Raw genomic sequence first — 19,524 nt, 5'->3', positions numbered from 1 at the left:
CGTTCCGCTGCACCACCGCGCGGGCCCCTCCGTGTACCGGTCCCGCACACCGCGCGCGGGCCCGCGGCCCGTGGTCGCCGCGGCGTGGGTGGGAGACCGGGGTGGTTCCGGGACATCCGGGTGCTGCCGGACGGGTGCGTCGACCGGGTGTGGGACGGGCGCGAGCTGGCGGCGGTCGTGACCCGGGATGCCGCCCTGCGAGTTCCGCTGCGCTCCTCGTGGTCGGCTGGTCTGCGGTTGCGCTGCGGGACCTGTGGCCGGAGGTCCGCGCGGACCGGTTCGCCGCGTGCACCACCCCGGCGCAAGCGCTTGCGCTGCTGGACGACCTGGTCGGCGGCCGTGTGGTGGAGCCGGATCCGGTGGTGTCCGCGGCGGTCTCCCTGCTGTCCGGGGCCCGGGTGCCCGCGCTGGCGGCCGGCACCGGGACGAGTGAGCGCGTGCTGCGCCGCCGGTTCACCCACGAGGTCGGCATGTCGCCGAAGCGGCTGCAGCGGGTGCTGCGGTTCCAGGCCTTCCTGGCCGGGTTGACGCAGGCGACCGCGCTGGCCGTGGCCGCCGCCGAGCACGGCTACGCCGACCAGTCCCACCTCGGCCGGGAGACGCGACGGCTCACCGGCGCCTCGCCCGCCGAGCTGGTGCGCGGCAGGCGGTTGGCCGAAACGTTCCAGACCCCGGGGCGCGGTGAGCCGCAGGATCGTGGCCATGACGTTCCGGCTGACGACCGCGGTGCGCACTGACGACCTCGACCTCAACGGGCACGTCCGCGGCCCGGCCTACCTCGCCTACGCCGACCACGCGCGGTGGGAATGCCTGTGGGCGGCCGGGATCGACCCGGACCGGCTGTGTGCGAAGGGGCTCGGGCCGGTCAACCTGGAGACCACGATCCGGTTCCGGCGCGAGCTGCGGGCACGCGCGACGATCACGGTGACCACGGACTTCACCTGGGGCCCCGGCAAGGTCTCACGGGTGTCGCAGGAGTTCCACGACCCGGACGGCGTGCTGGTGGCCGAGGTGACGAGCGTGTCCGGACTGCTCGACCTGACGCGGTGGCGACTGGTCGAGGAGCCCGGCGGCTACTGGCGCGCGCTCGCGGACCGGCCCGAGCTGCTCGGCCTATGAGGTGAGGAACTCGCCGATCGCGTGGCCGAACTCGGGTTGCGCGACCGCGCTGAGGTGGTTGCCCGGCACGCTCACGTACCGCCCGTTCGGCAGCGCCGCCGCCAGGTCCGGCGCGGTCTCGTTGTGCGGGTCCTCGGTGCCGGCGACCACCAGCGTCGGCGTTTCGAGGCGCGCGAGGTCCGCGCGGGGCGTGTCGACCGAGGTGTCCAGGACGTGCAGCAGCGCGTCGCGATCGCCGCCGATCTGCTTGAAGAACGCCTCCGCCCGCCACTCCGGGGTGCCGCGCTCGAAGGTGCCCAGACCGGTGAGCACCTTGCGGAAGTGCGCGTTGCCGCCGCTGGTGTGCTCGATGCCGTGCAGCCCCATCCCGGCGACGACCGCCCGGCGCGGCCGGGCCCCGCGCACCAGCATGCGGATGGTCGTCCGGCCGCCCAGCGAGTAGCCGCCCAGGTCGTAATCGGTCAGCCCGAGGTGCTCGACCAGGTCGAACGCGTCGTCGGCGAGCACGTCCGGCGGGTAGGCGGCCGGGTCGTGCGGCTTCGCGCTTTCGCCGTGGCCACGCAGGTCCGGCGTGATCACGCGGAACCCGAGGCCGGCGAGGTGCGCGGCGTGGCCATAGCTGATCCAGTTGACCTGCGACGTGGAGAAGTAGCCGTGGATCAGCACCAGCGGACGGCCCTCGCCGGTCTCCCGGTAGGCCAGTTCGGCCCCGTCGCGCGCGGTGAAACGCCGGAGCGCGGTTCTGGTCGACTGCGGGCCCGTCAACTCTGGGCCAGGTCGGCGAACCGGCTGTAGTGCAGCTGGTGCGCGACGACGATGGTGCTGGTCGGGCCGGCGCGGTGTTTCGCCAGGATCAGGTCGGCCTCGCCCGCGCGCGGGTCGTCCCGCTCCCACGCGTCCGGCCGGTTGATCAGGATGACCATGTCGGCGTCCTGCTCCAGCGAGCCGGACTCACGCAGGTCGGACAGCATCGGGCGCTTGTCGGTGCGTTGTTCCGGACCGCGGTTCAGCTGGCTGATCGCGATCACTGGCACCTCGAGCTCCTTGGCCAGCAGCTTGAGCTGACGGGAGAACTCCGAGACCTCCTGCTGCCGCGACTCGACGCGCTTGCCCGACGTCATCAGCTGCATGTAGTCCAGGACCACGAGCTTGAGGTCGTTGCGCTGCTTGAGCCGCCGCGCCTTGGCGCGGATCTCCATCATCGTCATGTTCGGCGAGTCGTCGATGAACAGCGGCGCCTCGCTGATCTCGCTCATCCGACGGGCCAGCCGCGTCCAGTCGTCGTCGGACATCCGGCCGCTGCGCATGTCGGCGAGCCGGATCCGGGCCTCCGCGGAGAGCATGCGCATGACGATCTCGATGCGGCTCATCTCCAGGGAGAAGATGACGCTGGTCATGCCGTGCTTGATGGAGCACGACCGCGCGAAGTCCAGGCCCAGGGTCGACTTGCCGACACCGGGACGGGCGGCGACGATCACCATCTGGCCGGGGTGCAGGCCGTTGGTCACCTCGTCGAGGTCGGCGAAGCCGGTCGGCACGCCCTGCGACACCCCACCGCGGGAGGCGATCGCGTCGATCTCGTCCATGGTCGGCTGGAGCAGTTCCTCCAGCGCCACGTAGTCCTCGCTGGTGCGCCGCTCGGTGACGTCGTAGATCGCGGCCTGCGCGCGGTCCACGACCTCGTCGATGTCGCCGCCGTCGTTCGCGGCGCCGTAGCCGTACTGCACGATCCGCGTGCCCGCCTCGACCAGGCGCCGCAGCACGGCCTTCTCCGCGACGATCTGTGCGTAGTAGCCGGCGTTGGCCGCGGTCGGCACGGTCGCGATCAGGGTGTGCAGGTAGGGCGCGCCGCCGACGCGGGCGAGCTCGCCGCGGCGTTCCAGTTCGGCGGACACGGTGATCGGGTCGGCAGGCTCGCCGCGCGCGTAGAGGTCGAGGACGCAGTCGTAGACCGCCTGGTGCTTGGGCAGGTAGAAGTCGTTGGGCGAGAGCACCTCGACGACGTCGGCGATGGCGTCCTTGGACAGCAGCATGCCGCCGAGCACGGACTGCTCGGCCGGGATGTCCTGCGGCGGCTGACGGTCGAACTCGCCGTACCGCGGCCCCGGGTCCTCGGGGCCGGGATCGGACGGATAGGCCGGACCACGGTCGTCAGTCAGCGCCACCGCGCGGATACCTCCCAGACAGCGAACACCAGTTCGATTATGCCGGATCCCCGGCCGGAGTGTGGGACCGGCGCGACCCGCGAGAACCGTGTCCCGTGGCCACCCAGTGCTACTACTCCGGCGGGCACCGTAGATCGCTCGGACGGACCAGTGCAAACCTGCTTGGGGACCGCTCTGTGGACAGCCTGTGGAGGAGCGGGGGCAACCAGTCACAGGCACGCCGCACCCTGTGGACAAGCTGGGGGCAACTCCGGGGACCACCAGGAAAACCCCAGGTCAAACCCTGTGGGTAAGCTGTGGAGAACTCTGCTGAAAAAACTTCGGCGTGTCGCCGGGAAGCCGATCTTCGGCGTGTCGCGGCGGAGTGCAGGCCTCGACCTGTGGATGAGCCTACGGACAGTAGAAGACCCCCCACTCGGCCGAGTGGGGGGTCCGACGTGTCGATCAGCCCAAAGATCGAATCGCGTTGTGTAGTCGTTCACCGATCGCCTGCGGCGTGCCGGGAGTCAGCACGATCAGCGACTCGCCGGTGCCCGGCCGCTCCTCCATCAGCCAGCGGCCCTCGGCCGTGTCGATGAAGTTCAGCGCGCGGTCGCACCGCTTGCGCGTGCCGGCGCGGGTGCGGGCAGCGGCGTACAGACTGCCGGCCGCGACCCGCGGCGCCTCGAGGATGCGCTTGATCTCCTTGCCAGGTTCGGCCGCCGTCCGGCCGCCGCCACGCATGATCGACACGTCCTCGCCGGACGAGCGGCGCCCGCCGCCGTAGACCTCGCTCTTCGGAGCGACGATCGGGCTGCTGCCACCCGGCGGCACCCGGGGGATCTGGTCCAGGAACGCCGGAAGCAGCTGATCCGGACGCTGCGGCCGCATCACCACGACGTCTTCCTTGATGTGCCGGGCGAGCACGAACCCGCCACCGGGGCCGCTGCCCGCGAGCACCGCGAAGTTCTGCGGCGCGTCGTCCGGGAACGAGCCCTCGAACCAGCCGTAGAACTCCACCCCCGGCCGCGCGATCGACTCGATCATCGCCGCGAACTCGCGATCCATGCCCCGCGGGCCCATCAGCCCGTGGTGCGCGAGGACCGCGTTGACCTGCTGGTCGATGATCCGCTGGGCGGTCTCGTCGTACCAGGTCGGCGTGGGCGACAGCGTGTTGTGCGGTTCCGCGCCCCGGCGCTGCAGCAGGTTGAGCAGCGTCGGGGTGGTGATCGTCAGCGGCCGGTTCACCGGCATCGTCCCGGGCCTCATTCGCCGATGACGGGCGGAGCCGTCAGCTCGTCGGTCCCGAACAGCTCGTTCGGGTCGTCACCCACCATGTACTTGTTCTGGTGCTCTTCGTCTTCCTCGCCCTCGCTGCGACCACCGCGGCCGCCCATGCCCGGCGCCCCGGCCATGCCGGCGCGGCCCGCGCCACGGCCGGATCGCCCGCCCGCGCCACCAGCGCCCGCGCCACCAGCCCCGGCGCCCGTGCCCGCCGTCGCGCCCGTGCCTATCCCGGCGCCCGGCCCGAACCCGGCTCCGAACCCGGAAGCGCCGACACCACCGCCGCCGGCACCGGCGCCGCCCGCGCCGGCCCCACCGCCGGGGCCGAACCCGCTGGTGGAGGTCGGCGTGTAGCCCGCCGCCGTGGTCCCGTCGAAGGCCGGGTTGTACCCACCCGAACCGGTGCCCGGCGTGAAGCCGGCCGGGGTCGCGGTCTTCGGGACGGTCGCCGACGGGTTGGTGGAGTTGAACTGCGGCAGGTCACCGGTGCTGGCCGGCTTGAAATCGCCAGGCATCCCCGATGCGCTGGGCATGTTCCCGGCACCGCCGGCCCCACCGGGCACCCCGCCCGGAACGCCGCCGCCGGAGAAGACGTTGCCCTGCCACGCCGTGTACTGCGGCATCCCGCCCGCGTTGTTCATGCTGGCCTGGTAGTAGGCGTTGAACGCGTCGACGTTCGCCTTGCCCCGCTGGTTGTACTGCTCGATCTGGTCGTCGACGTCGGACAACGGGTTGATGCCGTCGAGGAAGTTGCCGTCCGGCGGCTGAGCAGGCACCTCCTGGACCTTGGTCTTCACGGTGTCGAAGGCCGTCGCCTGGTCGTTGAGGTAGGTGTGGCTCTTGCCGAGGTTCGTGGCCGAGTCCTGCAACCAGATGCCCAGCGGGTGCGCGCCTGCCTGCGCCTGACCGGAGGCCATGCCCTTCCAGGCGTTGTCCATCAGGTCGTTGATCTGCTGGATGAGCCGCCCGCGTTCCTCGTGCACGCTCTTCAAGCTGTTCGCCGCGTTCGCAGCGGTCACCAGCGAGGTCGCGTTGCCCGGGCTGATCTGCTCCCAGATCTGCCGCGCGTCGATGGTGCGGCCGGCGATGTTCGCCTCGTGGTGTTCCGCCTCGGGCGTGCTCATCAGGCCGACGAGACCGCCGACGACCGCGCCGACGCCGGCGCCGACCGCCGTGCCGACACCCGGGACGACCGAGCCGACCGCCGCGCCGACGGCCGCGCCCGTCGCGACGCGCCCGACCGTGTAGTCGTCAACCACGGCTCCACCCCTCCTGCTGCCGAATCTGCATCACGCGTCCCCCTTCAGGTGCTGAACCATCGCGACGGCGACCTCTTCGACGATGGGACAAGGATTCGTGGCGTTAGGACCGACGAGGATGCTCGACGTGACCCCGACCGCCAGCTGGTCGGTGACTCCGACCCACAGCGCGCACGAGCCGTTGGGCCGGAGGTCGGCGTTGTCCGCGTACACGGCCGGGTAGCCGGCGACGGTCGTCGGTTCGAAGTACTTCGACGCTCCCCTGGTGGCGTAGACCCCGGTCAGACCGTTGTCCTGCACGGCGAGCGGCGAGATGAAGATCTTGTTGGCGTCGTGCGCGGCCGACTGCCACTGGCACCGCGAGCCGGTCTGGCCCGGGATGACTTCGCCCGGGGTGGCGAGCCCGATGGCGCTCGCCTGGCCGTCCGACAGTCCCGCGCACGGGTTGCCGGCCAGCGCGTCGGCGGCCAGCGGGGCGGGCACGCGCAGCGACGGGTCGATCGACGGGGCGGTGCTCGGTGCGGCGGCGGTGCCCCCGCTCGACGAGCAGCCGGTGAGGAGTGTGGCGGCAGCCACGGTGGCAGCCGCCAGGCACGTGCGGATCATGCTCAGACTTCCCGGTACCGGCCCACCGACTGGTGCGTATCGGCCTCGTGCTCTTCGACGATGCCCGCGGCCTTCTCCAGCGCCGCGATGTAGTTCTGGACGTAGTCGACCATCCGCTGGTGCTGCAGCAGGAGGGTCTCGCCGGAGGCCTTGGCCGCCTTGTTGACGAAGTCTTCGCTGGCGAACTCCTTGCCGGGGGGCGCGACACGCGCGACCGCCTGCGCGTTCGACAGGTCCGTCTGGAGGTCGTCGCGCAGCTCTTTCCACTTGCTGATCACGCCGCGCACCTCGTCCGGGGAGAACTGGTACCCGCCCGGGCTGCCGTTGCCGCCCACCTGGATCGGCGCCGGCGGTGGCACCTCCGTGAGCCTGTCGGTCGGCTTCTCACCGGTCATCGCCAGGAACCCCCTACGTTCTCGCCTGTCCGCGTTGATCGCCCGGATTGGATGCTAGCGCAGGCCACCCGGTTCCGTGCCCGAACAGCAAAAACCGGGCAGGCCCCGCAACCTGCGGAAACCTGCCCGGTTTTCGGTTCGACGACCTACTGGCCCGCCTTCACCTCGAGGCGGACCGAGGCCTGCACCTCGGGGTGCAGGCGCGCGTTCACCGCGTGCTTGCCGACGGTCTTGATGTGCCCGTCGGTCTCCAGGACGCGCTTGTCGAGCAGCGGGCCGCCCGCCGCCTTGATCGCGTTCGCGATGTCGGCGGTGGTGACCGAGCCGAAGAGCTTCTTCGAGCCCTCGGCGGCCTTCGCGGTCAGCTCGACGGTGCCGAGACCCTCCAGCGCGGCCTTGACCTCACGAGCGTGGTCGAGGTCGCGGATACGGCGGGACTCCTGCGCGCGACGGATGGTCTGCACGTTCTTCTCGGCGCCCTTGGTGGCCTGGATGGCGTAACCGCGGGGCAGCAGGAAGTTGCGCGCGTAGCCGTCCTTGACCTCGACGATGTCGCCGGGGCCGCCGAGGTTCGCCACGTCAGTGGTGAGGATGATCTTCGCCATGATGTGGTCCCTCCTCAGCGCGCGGTCGAGGTGTAGGGCAGCAGCGCCATCTCGCGGGAGTTCTTGACCGCGGTGGCGATGTCGCGCTGGTGCTGGCTGCAGTTGCCGGTCACCCGGCGGGCACGGATCTTGCCGCGGTCGGAAATGTACTTCCGCAGCAGGTTGGTGTCCTTGTAGTCGATGATTTCCGGGTGGCCCTTCTGCTCGGCCTTGCAGAACACGCAGACCTTCTTCTTGGGCTTGCGGATGGGTGGCTTGGCCACGGTGATGCTCCTGGGAATTCAGTACGAGTGGTTGGTCAGAAGGGGGGCTCGTCGGCGAAACCGCCGCTGTCGCCCGCAGGCGGGGCGGAACCCCACGGGTCGTCGGCGGGGGCACCACCGCCGGTGTTCCCGCCGTAGCCGCCGCCACCGCCACCGCTGCCGCGGCTGACCTTGTTCACCTTGGCGGTGGCGTAGCGCAGCGACGGACCGATCTCGTCGACCTCAAGTTCGACGACGGTCCGCTTCTCGCCTTCCTTGGTTTCGAACGACCGCTGCTTGAGGCGGCCCTGCACGACGACGCGTGCACCGCGCGTCAGGCTCTCCGCGACGTTCTCCGCCGCCTGCCGCCAGATGTTGCAGCGCAGGAACAGCGCCTCGCCGTCCTTCCACTCGCCGGACTGGCGGTCGAAGGTGCGCGGCGTGGACGCAACGGTGAAGTTCGCGACCGCGGCGCCGGACGGGGTGAACCGCAGCTCGGGGTCGGACGTCAGGTTGCCGACCACGGTGATGACGGTGTCTCCAGCCATGGGCTATCCGCCTCAGGCCTTCGCCGCGGTCTTGGCGGCCTTGCGCGGGACCGGCTTGCGGACGACCTTGGTGCGGAGCACGGTCTCCTGCAGCGACAGCTGCCGGTCGAGTTCCTTCACCGCGTCGGGCTCGCTGTTGAGGTCCAGCACGGCGTAGATGCCCTCGGCGTGCTTCTTGATCTCGTACGAGAGCCGACGACGGCCCCACACGTCGACCTTCTCCACGCTTCCGCCGGACGTGCGGATGACGTTGAGGAACGTGTCCAGAGTCGGGGCGACCTTACGCTCGTCGAGCGTGGGGTCGAGGATGACCATCACCTCGTAATGGCGCGACACAACCACTCACCTCCTGTGGGCTTCACGGCCACGGGCTTTCCGTGGCAGGAGGGTTTGCCGGTTGTCCAGTCTAGGCCGTGCCGCGGAGCGGCTCCGTTGAGGGTGGTGGTGGGCGACGGGGGGCCTACGGGGTGGCTACGACAGTTTGCGCAGCACCCAGGTCCGCACCAGAGCGGCGCTCACCCCGGCCAGCGCGACGACCGCCAGGAGCATCGGCAGCTGGACGTTGCCCGCGGCCGGCTCGCCGCCGATCGCGCTGGCGTTACCCGCGTTGCGCACGTCCGCCTGGCCGCCGGCCGAGGTGGACTGGCCGCCCAGCACGCCGACCTGCGGCAGTGCCTGGTCGGGCAGCGTGGCCGAGGACGGGTAGAGCGCGCTCGGCGGCACCGCGGCGCCTGCCACGCCGGGCACGGCCGCCGGGATGTTGCCGTAGTTGCGCGGCGGCGCGGTGGCCGAGCCGGTGCCCGAGATGCCCGGGACGGTCGTGGTCGCCGGGGTGCCGGGCGCGGGTGCGGTCGTGCCCGGTTGCGAGGAGGGGAGGCCGGGCTGGGTGTAGTTGTTCGCGTACGTGGTCAGCCCGCAGTTGCCCGTGACCTTGTTCGTGATCGCGTCGAGGGTCTTCTTCTGCTGGTCGCCGCCGATGCCGAGGCCGACGGCGTACGGGTCGCCCGCGTTCTTCAGCGTGGTGGCGACGGCGGTGGCGATGGAGTCGCCCGCGATCGCGCCGCTGGCCGCGTTCGCCGGGATCTGGCCGACGGTGATCGCGCCTGCCTTGCTGACCGTGTCCGCCACCTTCTGCGGGTCCACGCCGTTGAGGTGCAGGAACCACTCCTGCTCCTGCGCGCCTGCCTTGACCACGTCCGCGAGGTCCTTGCCCTGCACCGCGACGCTGTCGCTGAGTGCGCCGATCACGGTGCCGGTGCATGCCTGCGACAGCACGGTGCTCGCCGACGCGGTGCCCGCGGACAGCAGCGAACCGCCGGCGATGGCCGCGGCGATGGCGGTGGCGGTGAGCGCTCTACGGGTGGTCTTCGTCAGGCCGGTGTTGCGCACGAGCGCGGACCTCCAGTGATCGCAGGCGTGTGTCCCCGGAAGGGATTAACGACGAGCGGACCCAAAGGATACTAAGCGGTAGCTCCCCGTAAGACCCACGAGCGTACGAGACCGGCGCTGACACCCGATAGAGCGACAACGGCGATGAGCATCGGTAGCGCAACGTTGCCACCGCCGCCCGAACCGCTCGGCAGCGCCTCCGCCTGGCCCGCGTTCTGCACCGCCTGGCCGGACTGCGCGGGCTGGCCGAGCGCGCCGTACTGCGGGGCGTAACCGGGGATCTGGCCGCCGTAGCGCAGGCCCGGCGAGGGCGCCCACAACGCGGACACCGCGAACGGCAGGCCCGCGTAGTTGCGCATCGGCGCGTACGCGCTGCCCGAGCCGAACGGCAGGAAGTCGAAGGTGGACGGGTCGCCTCCCAGCACGGGACTGGTCGATCCGGGGATCACGGCAGGCGCGGCGCCCTCGGTGCGGCCGGGCGTGGCTCCCGGCGGCGTCTGCTGGTTGCCGCCGCCCGGCGGGGTCTGCGGCTGTGGCTGGCTCCCGCCGCCCCCGCTGAGCGCCTTGCCAGTCTGGTCGACCGCGCCGGTCAGGCCGTTGGTGGTGCCCGCGACCGCGCCGTTGACCGCGCTCGCGGCCGGCGCGCCGACGACCGGCAGCGGCTCGACGGCCGTGTCCACGACCTTGACGGTGATCTGGCACAGCCCGCCGAGCAGGCCGCCGACGATCGAGGTCAGCCCGTCGGTGACGGTCTTCAGGCCGAGCGGGGTCCTGATGACGTCGCCGGGCTTGGCCGTCACGGTGTCGCCGCACTGGGCGCTGATCGTCTCCGCGCTCGCCGTCGCGGGCACGGCGAGCGCGACCGATCCGGCCAGTGCGAAAGCGGCGGCGCCCACCGCGGCGGTCCTGCGTGTCCGACCCTGCATCTTCGTCCTCCAGCGCGTCGCTACTGGTTTCAACGAAGCTAGGGCAGGTGCGTGACGCCCGCACCCCGGAACGTGACCGTCAGGCGCGCCGCATCCAGGCGCGGGTCAGCGCGGCGGCCACGACCGCGAGCGCGAACACCGCGATGATCAGCGGCAACCGGGCGGGCGCCGCCGACGACGGCATCGCCTCGGCGGTCCCGGAGTTCTGCGTGACCAGCGGCGGCTCCGTCCCAGCCGGTGGGACGAGCCCGGGCGCGGCTGGCGGGACGACGCCGGGCTGGATCAGCGCCGACAGCGGCGGCGTCGGCGGGGCGATCCCGGACGCGGCAGGCAAGCCGCCGGTGACGAACGACGCGGGCACGATCCCACCGTTGACGGCCGGGAGTACCGGGGTCACGTCCTGGCTGGGCTGGGGTGCGCCGGGCGCGGGCCGGCCGGGAGTGGGGCGGGACGGCGGGTCGAGCGGCTCACCGGAGACGACGCTCTGGGTGGCCGCGGACAGCGTGTTCACCGTGCCCTGCACGCCGGGGCACAGCTGCTCGGCCGCCAGGTCGCCGACGACGGGCGCGTCCCCGACGCCCAACGCTTTCGCCAGGTCCGCGACCGGCAGCGCCAGCAGCGGGTCGCGCTGGTCCGGGCCGGTTGGCGCGGACTCGCTGCCGGTGCCGACGGTGAGCACACCGGGCTGGTCGAGCGGGGCGCCGACGTCGAGGGTGAGGGCGTCGCCCGGCTGGTCCCGCAGGGTCGCCCCGCAGCTGCCGGCCAGCGCGGGATCGGCCTCCTCGGCGAACGCGCCCGGCGCGGCCAGCGTGACCGACAGCGCCAGCACGAACCCGGCCACCCCGGAACGGCGTGCGGTCTTCCCCATGAGTCCCCCTCAGGTGTCACGGACCGCGCTCACGGTACTTCAAAGCGTTCCCGAGGTTGGCGAGAACCGAGCCGATTCCGCCGGTAGCGTGGCCACATGCAGATCGGTGCGCACGTCCGTGACGACGACCCGCTGACCGCGGCCGGGGAGCGCTCGGCCGACGTGGTGCAGTTCTTCCTGGCCGACCCCCAGGGCTGGAAGAAGCCGGTGGCCCAGCCGCCGCGGGCGCACATCGAGGCGGCCGGGGTGGAGGTGTTCATCCACTCCCCCTACATCGTCAACGTGGCCTCGCTGAACAACCGGATCCGCATCCCGTCGCGCAAGCTGGCCGCCCAGCACGCGGCCGCCGCGGCGGAGATCGGCGCGAAGGGCCTGATCGTGCACGGCGGTCACGTGGGCCGCGGCGAGGACGTCGCGGAGGGCCTGGCGAACTGGCGCAAGCTGTTCGAACGGCAGGCGGCCGACGGCGGCTTCGCGGTGCCGATCCTGATCGAGAACACCGCGGGCGGCGACGGCGCGATGGCACGCGAGATGGACGTGCTGGCGCGGCTGTGGGACGAGGTGGCCGAGTTCGGCGCCGGGTTCTGCCTGGACACCTGCCACGCGTTTGCCGCGGGCTGGGAGCTGGGCGACGTGGTCGAGAAGGTCATGTCGATCACCGGCCGCATCGACCTGGTGCACCTGAACAACTCGCGCGACGAGTTCGGGTCCGGGCGGGACCGCCACGCGAACGTGGTGCACGGCGGCGGCACGATCGACCCGGAGGCGCTGGTGGCCGTCGCGGCGGCCGCGGGAGCGCCCGTGGTGGTCGAGACCCCGGCCGAGGGCCAGGCCGATGACATCGCCTACCTGCGGGACAAGCTCGGCTGACCCCTGCCGTGATCACGACCGCTCGTCGTTGCGCCAGGGCTGGCCCCCGCCGGGATGGGCAATCACCTTGCCCGGGACGACCAGCAGCAGCGCCCCCGGCCAAGCGTCAGCGCCAACAGCACCCGCAGGCCGATGGCGCAACGCCAGCACCGCGCCGGGCACCTTCGGGTCACCGGCAAGTGGACCTCGCCCTACGACGGGCAGACCGGCAAGGTCGAATCGGGCATGGAGGTCGACCACGTGGTGGGCACCGCGGAGGCCAACCGGTCCGGCGTGCGCACCTGGTCGAAGGCCGACAAGGAGCGGTTCGGCAACGACGAGCGGTTCCTCGTCGCGGTGAGCAAGGGCAGCTACCAGCAGCGGAACGGCCAGGACCCGGCGCGCTGGCTGCCCCGGGGCCATCGCTGTGAATACGCCGCGCTGTACGTGCAGGCAAAGGCGACCTACCGGCTCACGGTGGACCAGGCCGAGAAGACCGCGCTGTCCGGTGTGCTGCGGGGCTGCCGACTCAGACCGCGTGCCGGGCCCGCCGCCGCGGGAGCACCACCACGTCGCGGGCCCGGTCCAGCACCCCGCCCGCCGGGTCGTCGTCGCCGGCGACGCGCACCAGGTCCTCGGCTGGGCGGTAGATCTCCCGCAGCACCAGCACGCACAGCCCGACCACGGCCAGGTCCCGCAGCGCGACGAACCCGAGGAACCAGTCGGGCGGCAGTCCCTTGTGGTCGGTGCCGAGGTAGTAGAACATCCGCGGCACCCACACCAGCGCGTCCAGCAGCATCCACCCGAGCAGCAGCCGCCACCGCGGGATCGCCAGCACCGCGAACGGCACCAGCCACAGCGAGTACTGCGGGCTCCACACCTTGTTGGTCAGCAGGAACGCGGCCACCACCAGGAAGCACAGCTGCGCCAGCCGCGGCCGCACCGGCGCGGACAGCCCGACGTAGGCGATCCCGGCGCAGCAGGCCAGGAACAGCGTGCCGCTGACGATGTTCAGCCAGGTCGGTGTCTGCCCGGCCGCGAGGGGGCCGTCGAAGCCCGCCCAGCCGGTGAAGTAGGAGATCACGTTGTAGATCGAGTCCGGGTCCATCCCGCGTTGCGCGTTGAGCCGGAAGAACTCCTGCCAGCCCGCGTTCAGCGTGAGCGCGATCGGCAGGTTCACGGCCAGCCACGTGCCGCCCGCGGCGCCCGCGGTGATGGTCCACGGGCGGAGCTTCCCGGCGCGGATGCACAGGATGAGCAGCGGTCCGAGCAGGAACAACGGGTACATTTTCGCGGCCGCGCCGAGCCCGATCAGCAGCCCGGCGACCGCCGGTTTGCGCCGCGCCCAGGCCAGCAGGCCGGTGGCCGCGAACGCGGTGGCGAGCGTGTCGAAGTTGGTGAACGCGTGCACCAGCACCAGCGGTGAGATCGCCGCCAGGCACGCGTCCCACGGTCTGCGGTTCGCGGTGCGGCCCACCGCCCACACCGTGACCAGCCAGGCCAGCGCGAGCCAGAACGCGGTGATGTTGAAGTAGATCGCCACCGGCAGCGCGCCGGGCAGCCAGCCGGTGTCGGAGATCGCCTTCCACACCTGCGTGATCTTCGCGTTGGCCCACTGGAACAGCCCGGTCAGCACCGGGTACTCCATGTAGCGGACGTGCGCGTTCGGCGTGCCGGCGTCGTCGACCCAGCTCGTCCGGTACGGGAAGGTGCCGGGCTGGTCCAGCCGCTCGGCGCTGAACAGCGGCACGACGTCGCTGTAGCACATCGCGACGTACGGGCGGCCCGACCGCCAGTCCAGCTGGGTCTGCCCGTTCGCGTCGACGTACTGCTGGATGCAGCTGGCCTTGCCGAACCAGCACAGCATCAGCGCCAGCGTGGCCAGCGCCAGCCCGACCCGCTGCGGCGTCCAGAACCAGTGCCGCCCCACGGCCGCGTGCTCGCCGAGCGGACCGCCGATCGGTCTGCTCGCGGCCGCGACCAGCGGATCGGTCCGGGACGGCGCGACCCGCTGACCGGCGTCGAGTGACGCCGGCGCGGGTTCGGCCGAGGTGGTCTCGTCGGTCGGGCTGGACACCCGCGCGATGTTACGGCCTCCGGCGTGAGCCGGGGATCAGCCGTTGTCGCGGGTGTTCGTCGGCCCGAAGTCGTTGCCGCCGCCGGGGAACGTGAAGGTCGGCGTGTTCCGGCGGCTCGATGTCGTGTCGGTCGACTCCGGGGTGCTCGGCGGTGTCGACGGCGGGGGCGACTCCGGCGTGCTGGAGTTCGTCGTGCTCGGCCTGCTGGTCGCCGGTTTTGTCGAGGACGAGGCGTCGTCGCTGGCGGTCGCGTTCTTGCCGATCGGCGACACCGTGGGGAACTTCTCGCTGGGCTTGCCCTTGAGGTAGTCGTTCATGAACTGCTGCCAGATCTTGGCGGGCAGCCCGGTCGACGAGATCGGGTCGCCGTTCTTGTCGTGCAGCGGTTGGTTGCTGCCGGTGCCGACCCAGGCGGCCGCGGAGACCGACGGCGTGTACCCGACCATCCACACCTGCGAGTTGTCCTTCGAGGTGCCGCTGGCGTTGGCGCCGCTGGCGTCGTACTGCTGGGTACCGGTCTTGCCGGCGCACTCGTGGCCGCTCGGGCAGCTCAGCTTCGAGAACTCGATGACCGGCTTGAGCGCATTGGTCACGTTGCCCGCGATCTGCTTGCTCTTGCTCGCGTCACCGTCGGCGAACGCCGGCTTCGGGTTGCTCGACGGCTGGTACACGATGTCGCCGCCCGGCGTGGTCACCTTCTGCACGAAGTGCCGGTCCAGGTAGGTGCCGTTGTCGGCGATCGTCGCGTAGCCGGACGCCATGTCCAGCGGCGTGACCTCGGTCGTACCACCACCGAGCGAGATGTTGTTGTCCACGGCCTTCAGCGAGGTGACCCCGGCCTCCTGGGCCGCGTCGGCCACCGCCTGCGGCCCGGTCACGTTGGCCACCATGTCGAAGAACACGGTGTTGGTCGAGCGCATGGTGGCCTCGGCGACCGTGCACTCCTTCGAGCAGCTGTTGGACGCGCCGGCGTTGTTGATGTAGCGCGGCTGCCCGTTGGGCAGCACGCCGAACTGGCGGTGGGTGCTGCCGTCGAACGTCTCGCCGAGCCCCTTGCCCATCTTCAGGAACGCGACGAGGTCGAACGTCTTGAACGACGACCCGGGGTTGCGCTTGGTGTTGGCCCAGTCGCGCTGGTCGGCCTTGTTGTTCGGCCCGCCGTAGTAGGCGATCACGCCCCTGGTCTTCGGATCGACCGCGACCAGCGCCTCCTTGAGGGCGTCCGGCTGCCCCTGCATCACGTCGTTGACGGCCTTCTCGGCCAGCCGCTGCGCGTTCGGGTCGATCGTCGTGTAGACGTTGTAGCCGTTGGCCTGGATCTTCTCCTTGGAGTAACCCGCCGCTTCGAGTTCGGCCTCCACCTGGCCCTGGACGAACGCGTTCGGCCCGGTGATCGCCTGCGGCTTGGTCTGGTCCTTCGGCAACGGCGTCGGGTACTGGGCGGACTGGCGGTCGGCCTCCGTGATCCACTTGTACTTGAGCATCTGGTCCATCACGTAGTTCCAGCGCCACGTGGTGTACTCGGCGTTCTCCGACTTGCCAGGGCCCTGGATCATGCCGGCCAGCAGCGCCGCCTCGGACTGGGTCAGCTCCGCCGACGTCTTGTTGAAGTACGCGTGCGCGGCCGCCTCGATGCCGTACGCGCCACGTCCGAAGTAGACGATGTTCAGGTAGGCCGTGATGATGTCCTCTTTGGACTGCGTCTGGTTCATCTTGAACGACTTGACCAGCTCGGTCGCCTTGCGGGTGAGCGTGGGCGCCTCGTTCTCGGTGGCCTTCTTGATGTACTGCTGGGAGATGGTCGAACCACCGCCGGAGCCGCCGGTCAGGTTGTTGTAGACTGCGCCGAGGATGCCCATCACGTCGAACCCGTTGTTGGTCTCGAACGTCGCGTCCTCGGCGGCGTACACGGCGTGCTTGACGGTGTCCGGGATCTGCCCCGGCTTGAGGATCTGGCGGTTCCCGCTGTCCGGGATCTCCTTGCCCATCACCGAGCCGTCGCTGTAGTAGTAGGTCACCACCTGGTCCTGCTGGGCCAGGACCTCCTCCGGCGTCGGCACGTCGACCAGGAAGTAGGCGATCGTGAACGCGATCGCGGGCAGCACCACGAACACGCCGAAGAAGGCGTACAGGCTGCGCCGGATGATCTTCCAGCGCCGCTTCTTGCGTTGCTTCGGCGTCAGGGCCGCCTTGCCCTTCTTCCCCTTCCCGGTCTCCTCGGGCGCGTCGTCCTCGGGATCGGAGTCGGTCACGGGCTCGTCGACGTAGTCGTCGTAGTCGTCGTGGTACCCGCCGGAGCGCAGCTCCGCGTGGGTGAGCAGGCCGGGCTCGGAGTCGCCCATGCCGGGACGGCGGCCGGCGGAACCCGCGGCGGCACCGGCGCCCGCGGCCGCGGCGGCCGGGCCCGCGGGCGGGCGGTAGCGGCCGCGCATCGGCCGGTCGGCCGGGTTCTGGGGTCCACCGTTCTGCGGTCCGCCGTTCGGGGGCGGCGGGCCGGGGCGGCGCGGCGGCGGCGGAGGCATCCGGTTGCCCGCGGGCGGGACGCGGCGTGCGCCACGCGGGGCGTCCGGGTCCTGGCCGCCCGGCCAGCCGGGGCCACCGCCCTCGCCGGGCCACTGCGGCCCCTGCGGGCCACGGGCCTGCGGGCGCTGGGGAGGCGCGGGACGCCGCGGTGGTTCGTCACCGCTCGGCCAGGCCGGGCCGCCGCCCTCGCGCGGCCACTGGGCACGACGGGGTTCATCGGGCTCCTGACCAGGCCAGGAGCGATTGCGGTGGTCGTTCACGAGTGAGCCTCCCAGACCGGCGGTACACCGGGCGCCGTTCTGTGATCGAGTGCCAGCGCTGCGCTACGTCCCCTCACTGCCCGGCCGTCCTCCGGGACGGGCCGTGCGGGGTTCCGTTGCCCGAGACGTACGAACGCACCAGGTGGTTCCAGCGGCACGTCCGGCACACCTCCACCACATGGACGTTGAACTCCCCGACCAGGTTGGCCAGGCGGGTCAGTTCCGTCGGTGTCCTGGCCGAGCCGGAGACGTGCTTGAGCTGTTCCCCGAACACCCAGGACACGTTCGTCAGGCCGTCCTTCCCGCACAGCGGGCAGGGGGCCTCGCTCGGTTCGCCGTGGAACCGGGCAGCTCTGAGCAGGTACGGATCGGCGTCGCAGACGTCGCGCGTGCCGACACGACCGGAGCGGACGCCGGCCAGCAGCGCGCGGCGCTGCAGGGCGTAGTCCACCACCTGTCGCTGGTTCTGCACGGTGACAGAGTACGTGGCCGCCGTGTGTCCGCCATGAGCTGTGCGGACTAACGGTCTGGACCGCGTGCGCGACACGCCGACCCTTCCATAACGCTCTGGTGAACATCACGGCTGCGGTTCAGGCCGCATTGGGTGATCATTGGTGTTGGCTACACCACTTCGATGTATCGGCCCGATATAATTCGGCGTTAGGTTGCTGGAGTGTCGTGGAAATCCTCGAAAGGGGGTGCACCGTGCTGGAGTTCGCCATCCTGGGGCTGCTGCACGAGGCACCGATGCACGGCTACGTGCTGCGCAAACGCCTGCACGACACGCTCGGCATGTTCCGCACCTTCTCGTACGGCTCGCTGTACCCGACCTTGCGCCGGTTGCAGCGGGCGGGGTTCATCGAAGAGGCCGACAGTGACGTCGGGGGAGCCGGAGAGCCCGTCAAGGGCTGGGGCCGGCGGGCTCGGACGGTGTACAAGCTCACAGCGGAGGGTAAGGAGCACTTCGCGAAGCTGCTCGTCGACGCCGGGCCGCAGACCTGGGAGGACGAAGGGTTCGGGGTCCACCTGGCCTTCTTCTCCCGGACACCGGCCGATGTCAGGATGCGGATCCTGGAGGGCAGGCGCCGCCGGGTCGAGGAACGCCGTGAAGGACTCCGGGCGGCGCTCGCCCGGGCCGAGGAGAAGATCGACCGGTACACGCGTGAGCTGCACCGCCTGGGGCTGGAGAGTAGCGAGCGCGAGGTGCGCTGGCTGAACGAACTGATCGCGCACGAGCAGGACGAGCAGAACCGCGGGCTTCAGAGCTGAGACCGCATCCGAAATCGGCAAGACATCACTGAACGAAGGAGAAACCGGCATGGGCGACAACAGCGGCCGCGTACGGGTGGCCATCGTTGGCGTCGGAAACTGTGCGGCGTCGCTGGTGCAGGGGGTGCACTACTACCGCGACGCCGATCCGGCCTCGCGGGTGCCCGGCCTGATGCACGTGCGGTTCGGCCAGTACCACGTCGGTGACGTGGAGTTCGTGGCCGCGTTCGACGTCGACGCCAAGAAGGTCGGCCAGGACCTGTCGTCCGCGATCCTCGCCAGCGAGAACAACACGATCAAGATCACCGACGTGCCGCCGCTCGGTGTGCCGGTCCTGCGCGGCCCCACGATGGACGGTCTCGGCCGCTTCTACCAGGAGACCATCGAGGAGTCCGACGAGGAGCCGGTCGACGTCGTCGCCGCGCTGCGCGAGGCTCAGGCCGACGTGCTGGTCTCGTACCTGCCGGTCGGGTCGGAGGAGGCCCAGAAGTTCTACGCCCAGTGCGCCATCGACGCCGGGGTGGCCTTCGTCAACGCGATCCCGGTGTTCATCGCCTCGAACCCGGAGTGGGCGCAGAAGTTCACCGACGCGGGTGTCCCGATCGTCGGTGACGACATCAAGTCCCAGGTCGGCGCCACCATCACGCACCGCGTGCTGGCGAAGCTGTTCGAGGACCGCGGGGTCCAGCTCGACCGCACCATGCAGCTGAACGTGGGCGGCAACATGGACTTCAAGAACATGAAGGAACTGGAGCGGCTGGAGTCCAAGAAGGTCTCCAAGACCCAGGCCGTCACCTCGCAGATCGACCGCGACCTCGGCAAGGCCAACGTCCACGTCGGCCCGTCGGACTACGTGCAGTGGCTGGAAGACCGCAAGTGGGCCTACGTCCGCCTGGAGGGCCGCGCCTTCGGTGACGTGCCGCTGAACCTGGAGTACAAGCTCGAGGTGTGGGACTCGCCGAACTCGGCGGGCATCATCATCGACGCGGTGCGCGCCGCGAAGATCGCCCTCGACCGCGGCGTCGGCGGCCCGCTGCTGTCCGCCTCGTCCTACTTCATGAAGTCGCCGCCGGAGCAGTACGACGACTCGACCGCGCGGGACGCGGTGGAGAAGTTCATCACCGGCGACATCGAGCGCTGAGTGCCGAGGGCCCGGTCCT

The 19,524-nt window shown here is 70.9% G+C and carries 21 protein-coding genes; 5 read left to right on the top strand and 16 right to left on the bottom strand.

Going from position 1 to position 19,524, the window contains the following annotated elements; translation table 11 throughout:
* Positions 1-218 precede the first annotated feature (218 nt).
* Both AMETH_RS41185 and AMETH_RS35140 read left to right on the top strand, forming a co-directional pair.
* On the top strand, positions 219-737 hold the full coding sequence (locus AMETH_RS41185; protein WP_017985897.1) for a helix-turn-helix domain-containing protein: 519 nt from the start codon (positions 219-221) through the stop codon (positions 735-737).
* On the top strand, positions 703-1,119 hold the full coding sequence (locus AMETH_RS35140; protein ID WP_017985896.1) for an acyl-CoA thioesterase: 417 nt from the start codon (positions 703-705) through the stop codon (positions 1,117-1,119). Before AMETH_RS41185 ends, AMETH_RS35140 begins: the two co-directional genes overlap by 35 nt.
* On the opposite strand, the gene AMETH_RS35135 is transcribed toward AMETH_RS35140, so the two are convergent.
* The 13 genes from AMETH_RS35135 to AMETH_RS35075 form a co-directional block, all read right to left on the bottom strand.
* Entirely contained in the window at positions 1,114-1,884 is a 771-nt protein-coding gene (locus tag AMETH_RS35135; RefSeq protein WP_017985895.1) for an alpha/beta fold hydrolase, read from the bottom strand. The genes AMETH_RS35140 and AMETH_RS35135 overlap by 6 nt on opposite strands.
* Positions 1,881-3,284 (bottom strand): replicative DNA helicase, encoded by a 1,404-nt coding sequence (gene dnaB / locus AMETH_RS35130; protein ID WP_017985894.1) that lies wholly within the window; start codon positions 3,282-3,284, stop codon positions 1,881-1,883. The genes AMETH_RS35135 and dnaB overlap by 4 nt, the downstream gene beginning before the upstream one ends.
* 444 nt (positions 3,285-3,728) lie before the next feature.
* On the bottom strand, positions 3,729-4,517 hold the full coding sequence (locus tag AMETH_RS35125; RefSeq protein ID WP_017985893.1) for an ESX secretion-associated protein EspG: 789 nt from the start codon (positions 4,515-4,517) through the stop codon (positions 3,729-3,731).
* An 11-nt stretch (positions 4,518-4,528) separates the two neighbouring features.
* Complete coding sequence (locus tag AMETH_RS35120; protein ID WP_017985892.1) at positions 4,529-5,806, bottom strand: glycine zipper domain-containing protein; 1,278 nt, start codon at positions 5,804-5,806, stop codon at positions 4,529-4,531.
* Between the two features lie 30 nt (positions 5,807-5,836).
* Complete coding sequence (locus AMETH_RS35115) at positions 5,837-6,412, bottom strand: DUF3558 domain-containing protein (protein ID WP_017985891.1); 576 nt, start codon at positions 6,410-6,412, stop codon at positions 5,837-5,839.
* A gap of 2 nt (positions 6,413-6,414) precedes the next feature.
* Positions 6,415-6,807 carry a hypothetical protein gene (locus AMETH_RS35110; protein ID WP_017985890.1) on the bottom strand — a complete coding sequence of 131 codons (393 nt, stop codon included), beginning with the start codon at positions 6,805-6,807 and terminating at the stop codon, positions 6,415-6,417.
* A 146-nt stretch (positions 6,808-6,953) separates the two neighbouring features.
* Entirely contained in the window at positions 6,954-7,412 is a 459-nt protein-coding gene (gene rplI, locus AMETH_RS35105) for a 50S ribosomal protein L9 (protein ID WP_017985889.1), read from the bottom strand.
* Positions 7,413-7,426: 14 nt separating this feature from the next.
* The gene (gene rpsR / locus AMETH_RS35100) at positions 7,427-7,675 is read right to left on the bottom strand and encodes a 30S ribosomal protein S18 (protein ID WP_017985888.1); all 249 of its coding nucleotides are present in this window, start codon (positions 7,673-7,675) and stop codon (positions 7,427-7,429) included.
* Between the two features lie 35 nt (positions 7,676-7,710).
* A complete protein-coding gene (locus AMETH_RS35095; protein WP_017985887.1) occupies positions 7,711-8,202 on the bottom strand; it encodes a single-stranded DNA-binding protein in 492 nt (163 codons plus the stop codon).
* Between the two features lie 12 nt (positions 8,203-8,214).
* Complete coding sequence (gene rpsF / locus AMETH_RS35090) at positions 8,215-8,538, bottom strand: 30S ribosomal protein S6 (RefSeq protein ID WP_017985886.1); 324 nt, start codon at positions 8,536-8,538, stop codon at positions 8,215-8,217.
* Positions 8,539-8,673: 135 nt separating this feature from the next.
* Positions 8,674-9,591, bottom strand: a complete 918-nt coding sequence (locus tag AMETH_RS35085; protein WP_017985885.1) for a hypothetical protein — start codon at positions 9,589-9,591, stop codon at positions 8,674-8,676.
* A 71-nt stretch (positions 9,592-9,662) separates the two neighbouring features.
* A complete protein-coding gene (locus AMETH_RS35080; protein ID WP_017985884.1) occupies positions 9,663-10,487 on the bottom strand; it encodes a hypothetical protein in 825 nt (274 codons plus the stop codon).
* Between the two features lie 109 nt (positions 10,488-10,596).
* Positions 10,597-11,385 (bottom strand): hypothetical protein, encoded by a 789-nt coding sequence (locus tag AMETH_RS35075; protein ID WP_020486754.1) that lies wholly within the window; start codon positions 11,383-11,385, stop codon positions 10,597-10,599.
* 96 nt (positions 11,386-11,481) lie between these two features.
* Between AMETH_RS35075 and AMETH_RS35070 the strand changes: the two genes are divergently transcribed.
* Entirely contained in the window at positions 11,482-12,255 is a 774-nt protein-coding gene (locus tag AMETH_RS35070) for a deoxyribonuclease IV (protein WP_017985882.1), read from the top strand.
* Positions 12,256-12,763: 508 nt separating this feature from the next.
* On the opposite strand, the gene AMETH_RS35065 is transcribed toward AMETH_RS35070, so the two are convergent.
* The 3 genes from AMETH_RS35065 to AMETH_RS35055 form a co-directional block, all read right to left on the bottom strand.
* Positions 12,764-14,311, bottom strand: a complete 1,548-nt coding sequence (locus tag AMETH_RS35065; protein WP_017985880.1) for a glycosyltransferase family 87 protein — start codon at positions 14,309-14,311, stop codon at positions 12,764-12,766.
* Positions 14,312-14,347: 36 nt separating this feature from the next.
* Positions 14,348-16,744: a transglycosylase domain-containing protein gene (locus AMETH_RS35060; RefSeq protein WP_017985879.1), complete on the bottom strand. Its 2,397-nt coding sequence runs from the start codon at positions 16,742-16,744 to the stop codon at positions 14,348-14,350.
* Between the two features lie 424 nt (positions 16,745-17,168).
* Positions 17,169-17,567 carry a DUF5318 family protein gene (locus AMETH_RS35055; protein ID WP_017985877.1) on the bottom strand — a complete coding sequence of 133 codons (399 nt, stop codon included), beginning with the start codon at positions 17,565-17,567 and terminating at the stop codon, positions 17,169-17,171.
* Between the two features lie 233 nt (positions 17,568-17,800).
* Between AMETH_RS35055 and AMETH_RS35050 the strand changes: the two genes are divergently transcribed.
* Together AMETH_RS35050 and AMETH_RS35045 are read left to right on the top strand one after the other, a co-directional pair.
* Positions 17,801-18,364, top strand: coding sequence for a PadR family transcriptional regulator (locus AMETH_RS35050; protein WP_017985876.1), 564 nt, complete (start codon positions 17,801-17,803; stop codon positions 18,362-18,364).
* A gap of 49 nt (positions 18,365-18,413) precedes the next feature.
* Complete coding sequence (locus AMETH_RS35045; protein ID WP_017985875.1) at positions 18,414-19,505, top strand: inositol-3-phosphate synthase; 1,092 nt, start codon at positions 18,414-18,416, stop codon at positions 19,503-19,505.
* The last annotated feature ends 19 nt before the right edge of the window (positions 19,506-19,524 follow it).

It is taken from the genome of Amycolatopsis methanolica 239 (assembly GCF_000739085.1).
GTDB lineage: Bacteria > Actinomycetota > Actinomycetes > Mycobacteriales > Pseudonocardiaceae > Amycolatopsis_E > Amycolatopsis_E methanolica.
Note: the sequence above shows the minus strand (reverse complement) of the source record. Positions and strands in the feature narration are given on the sequence as shown.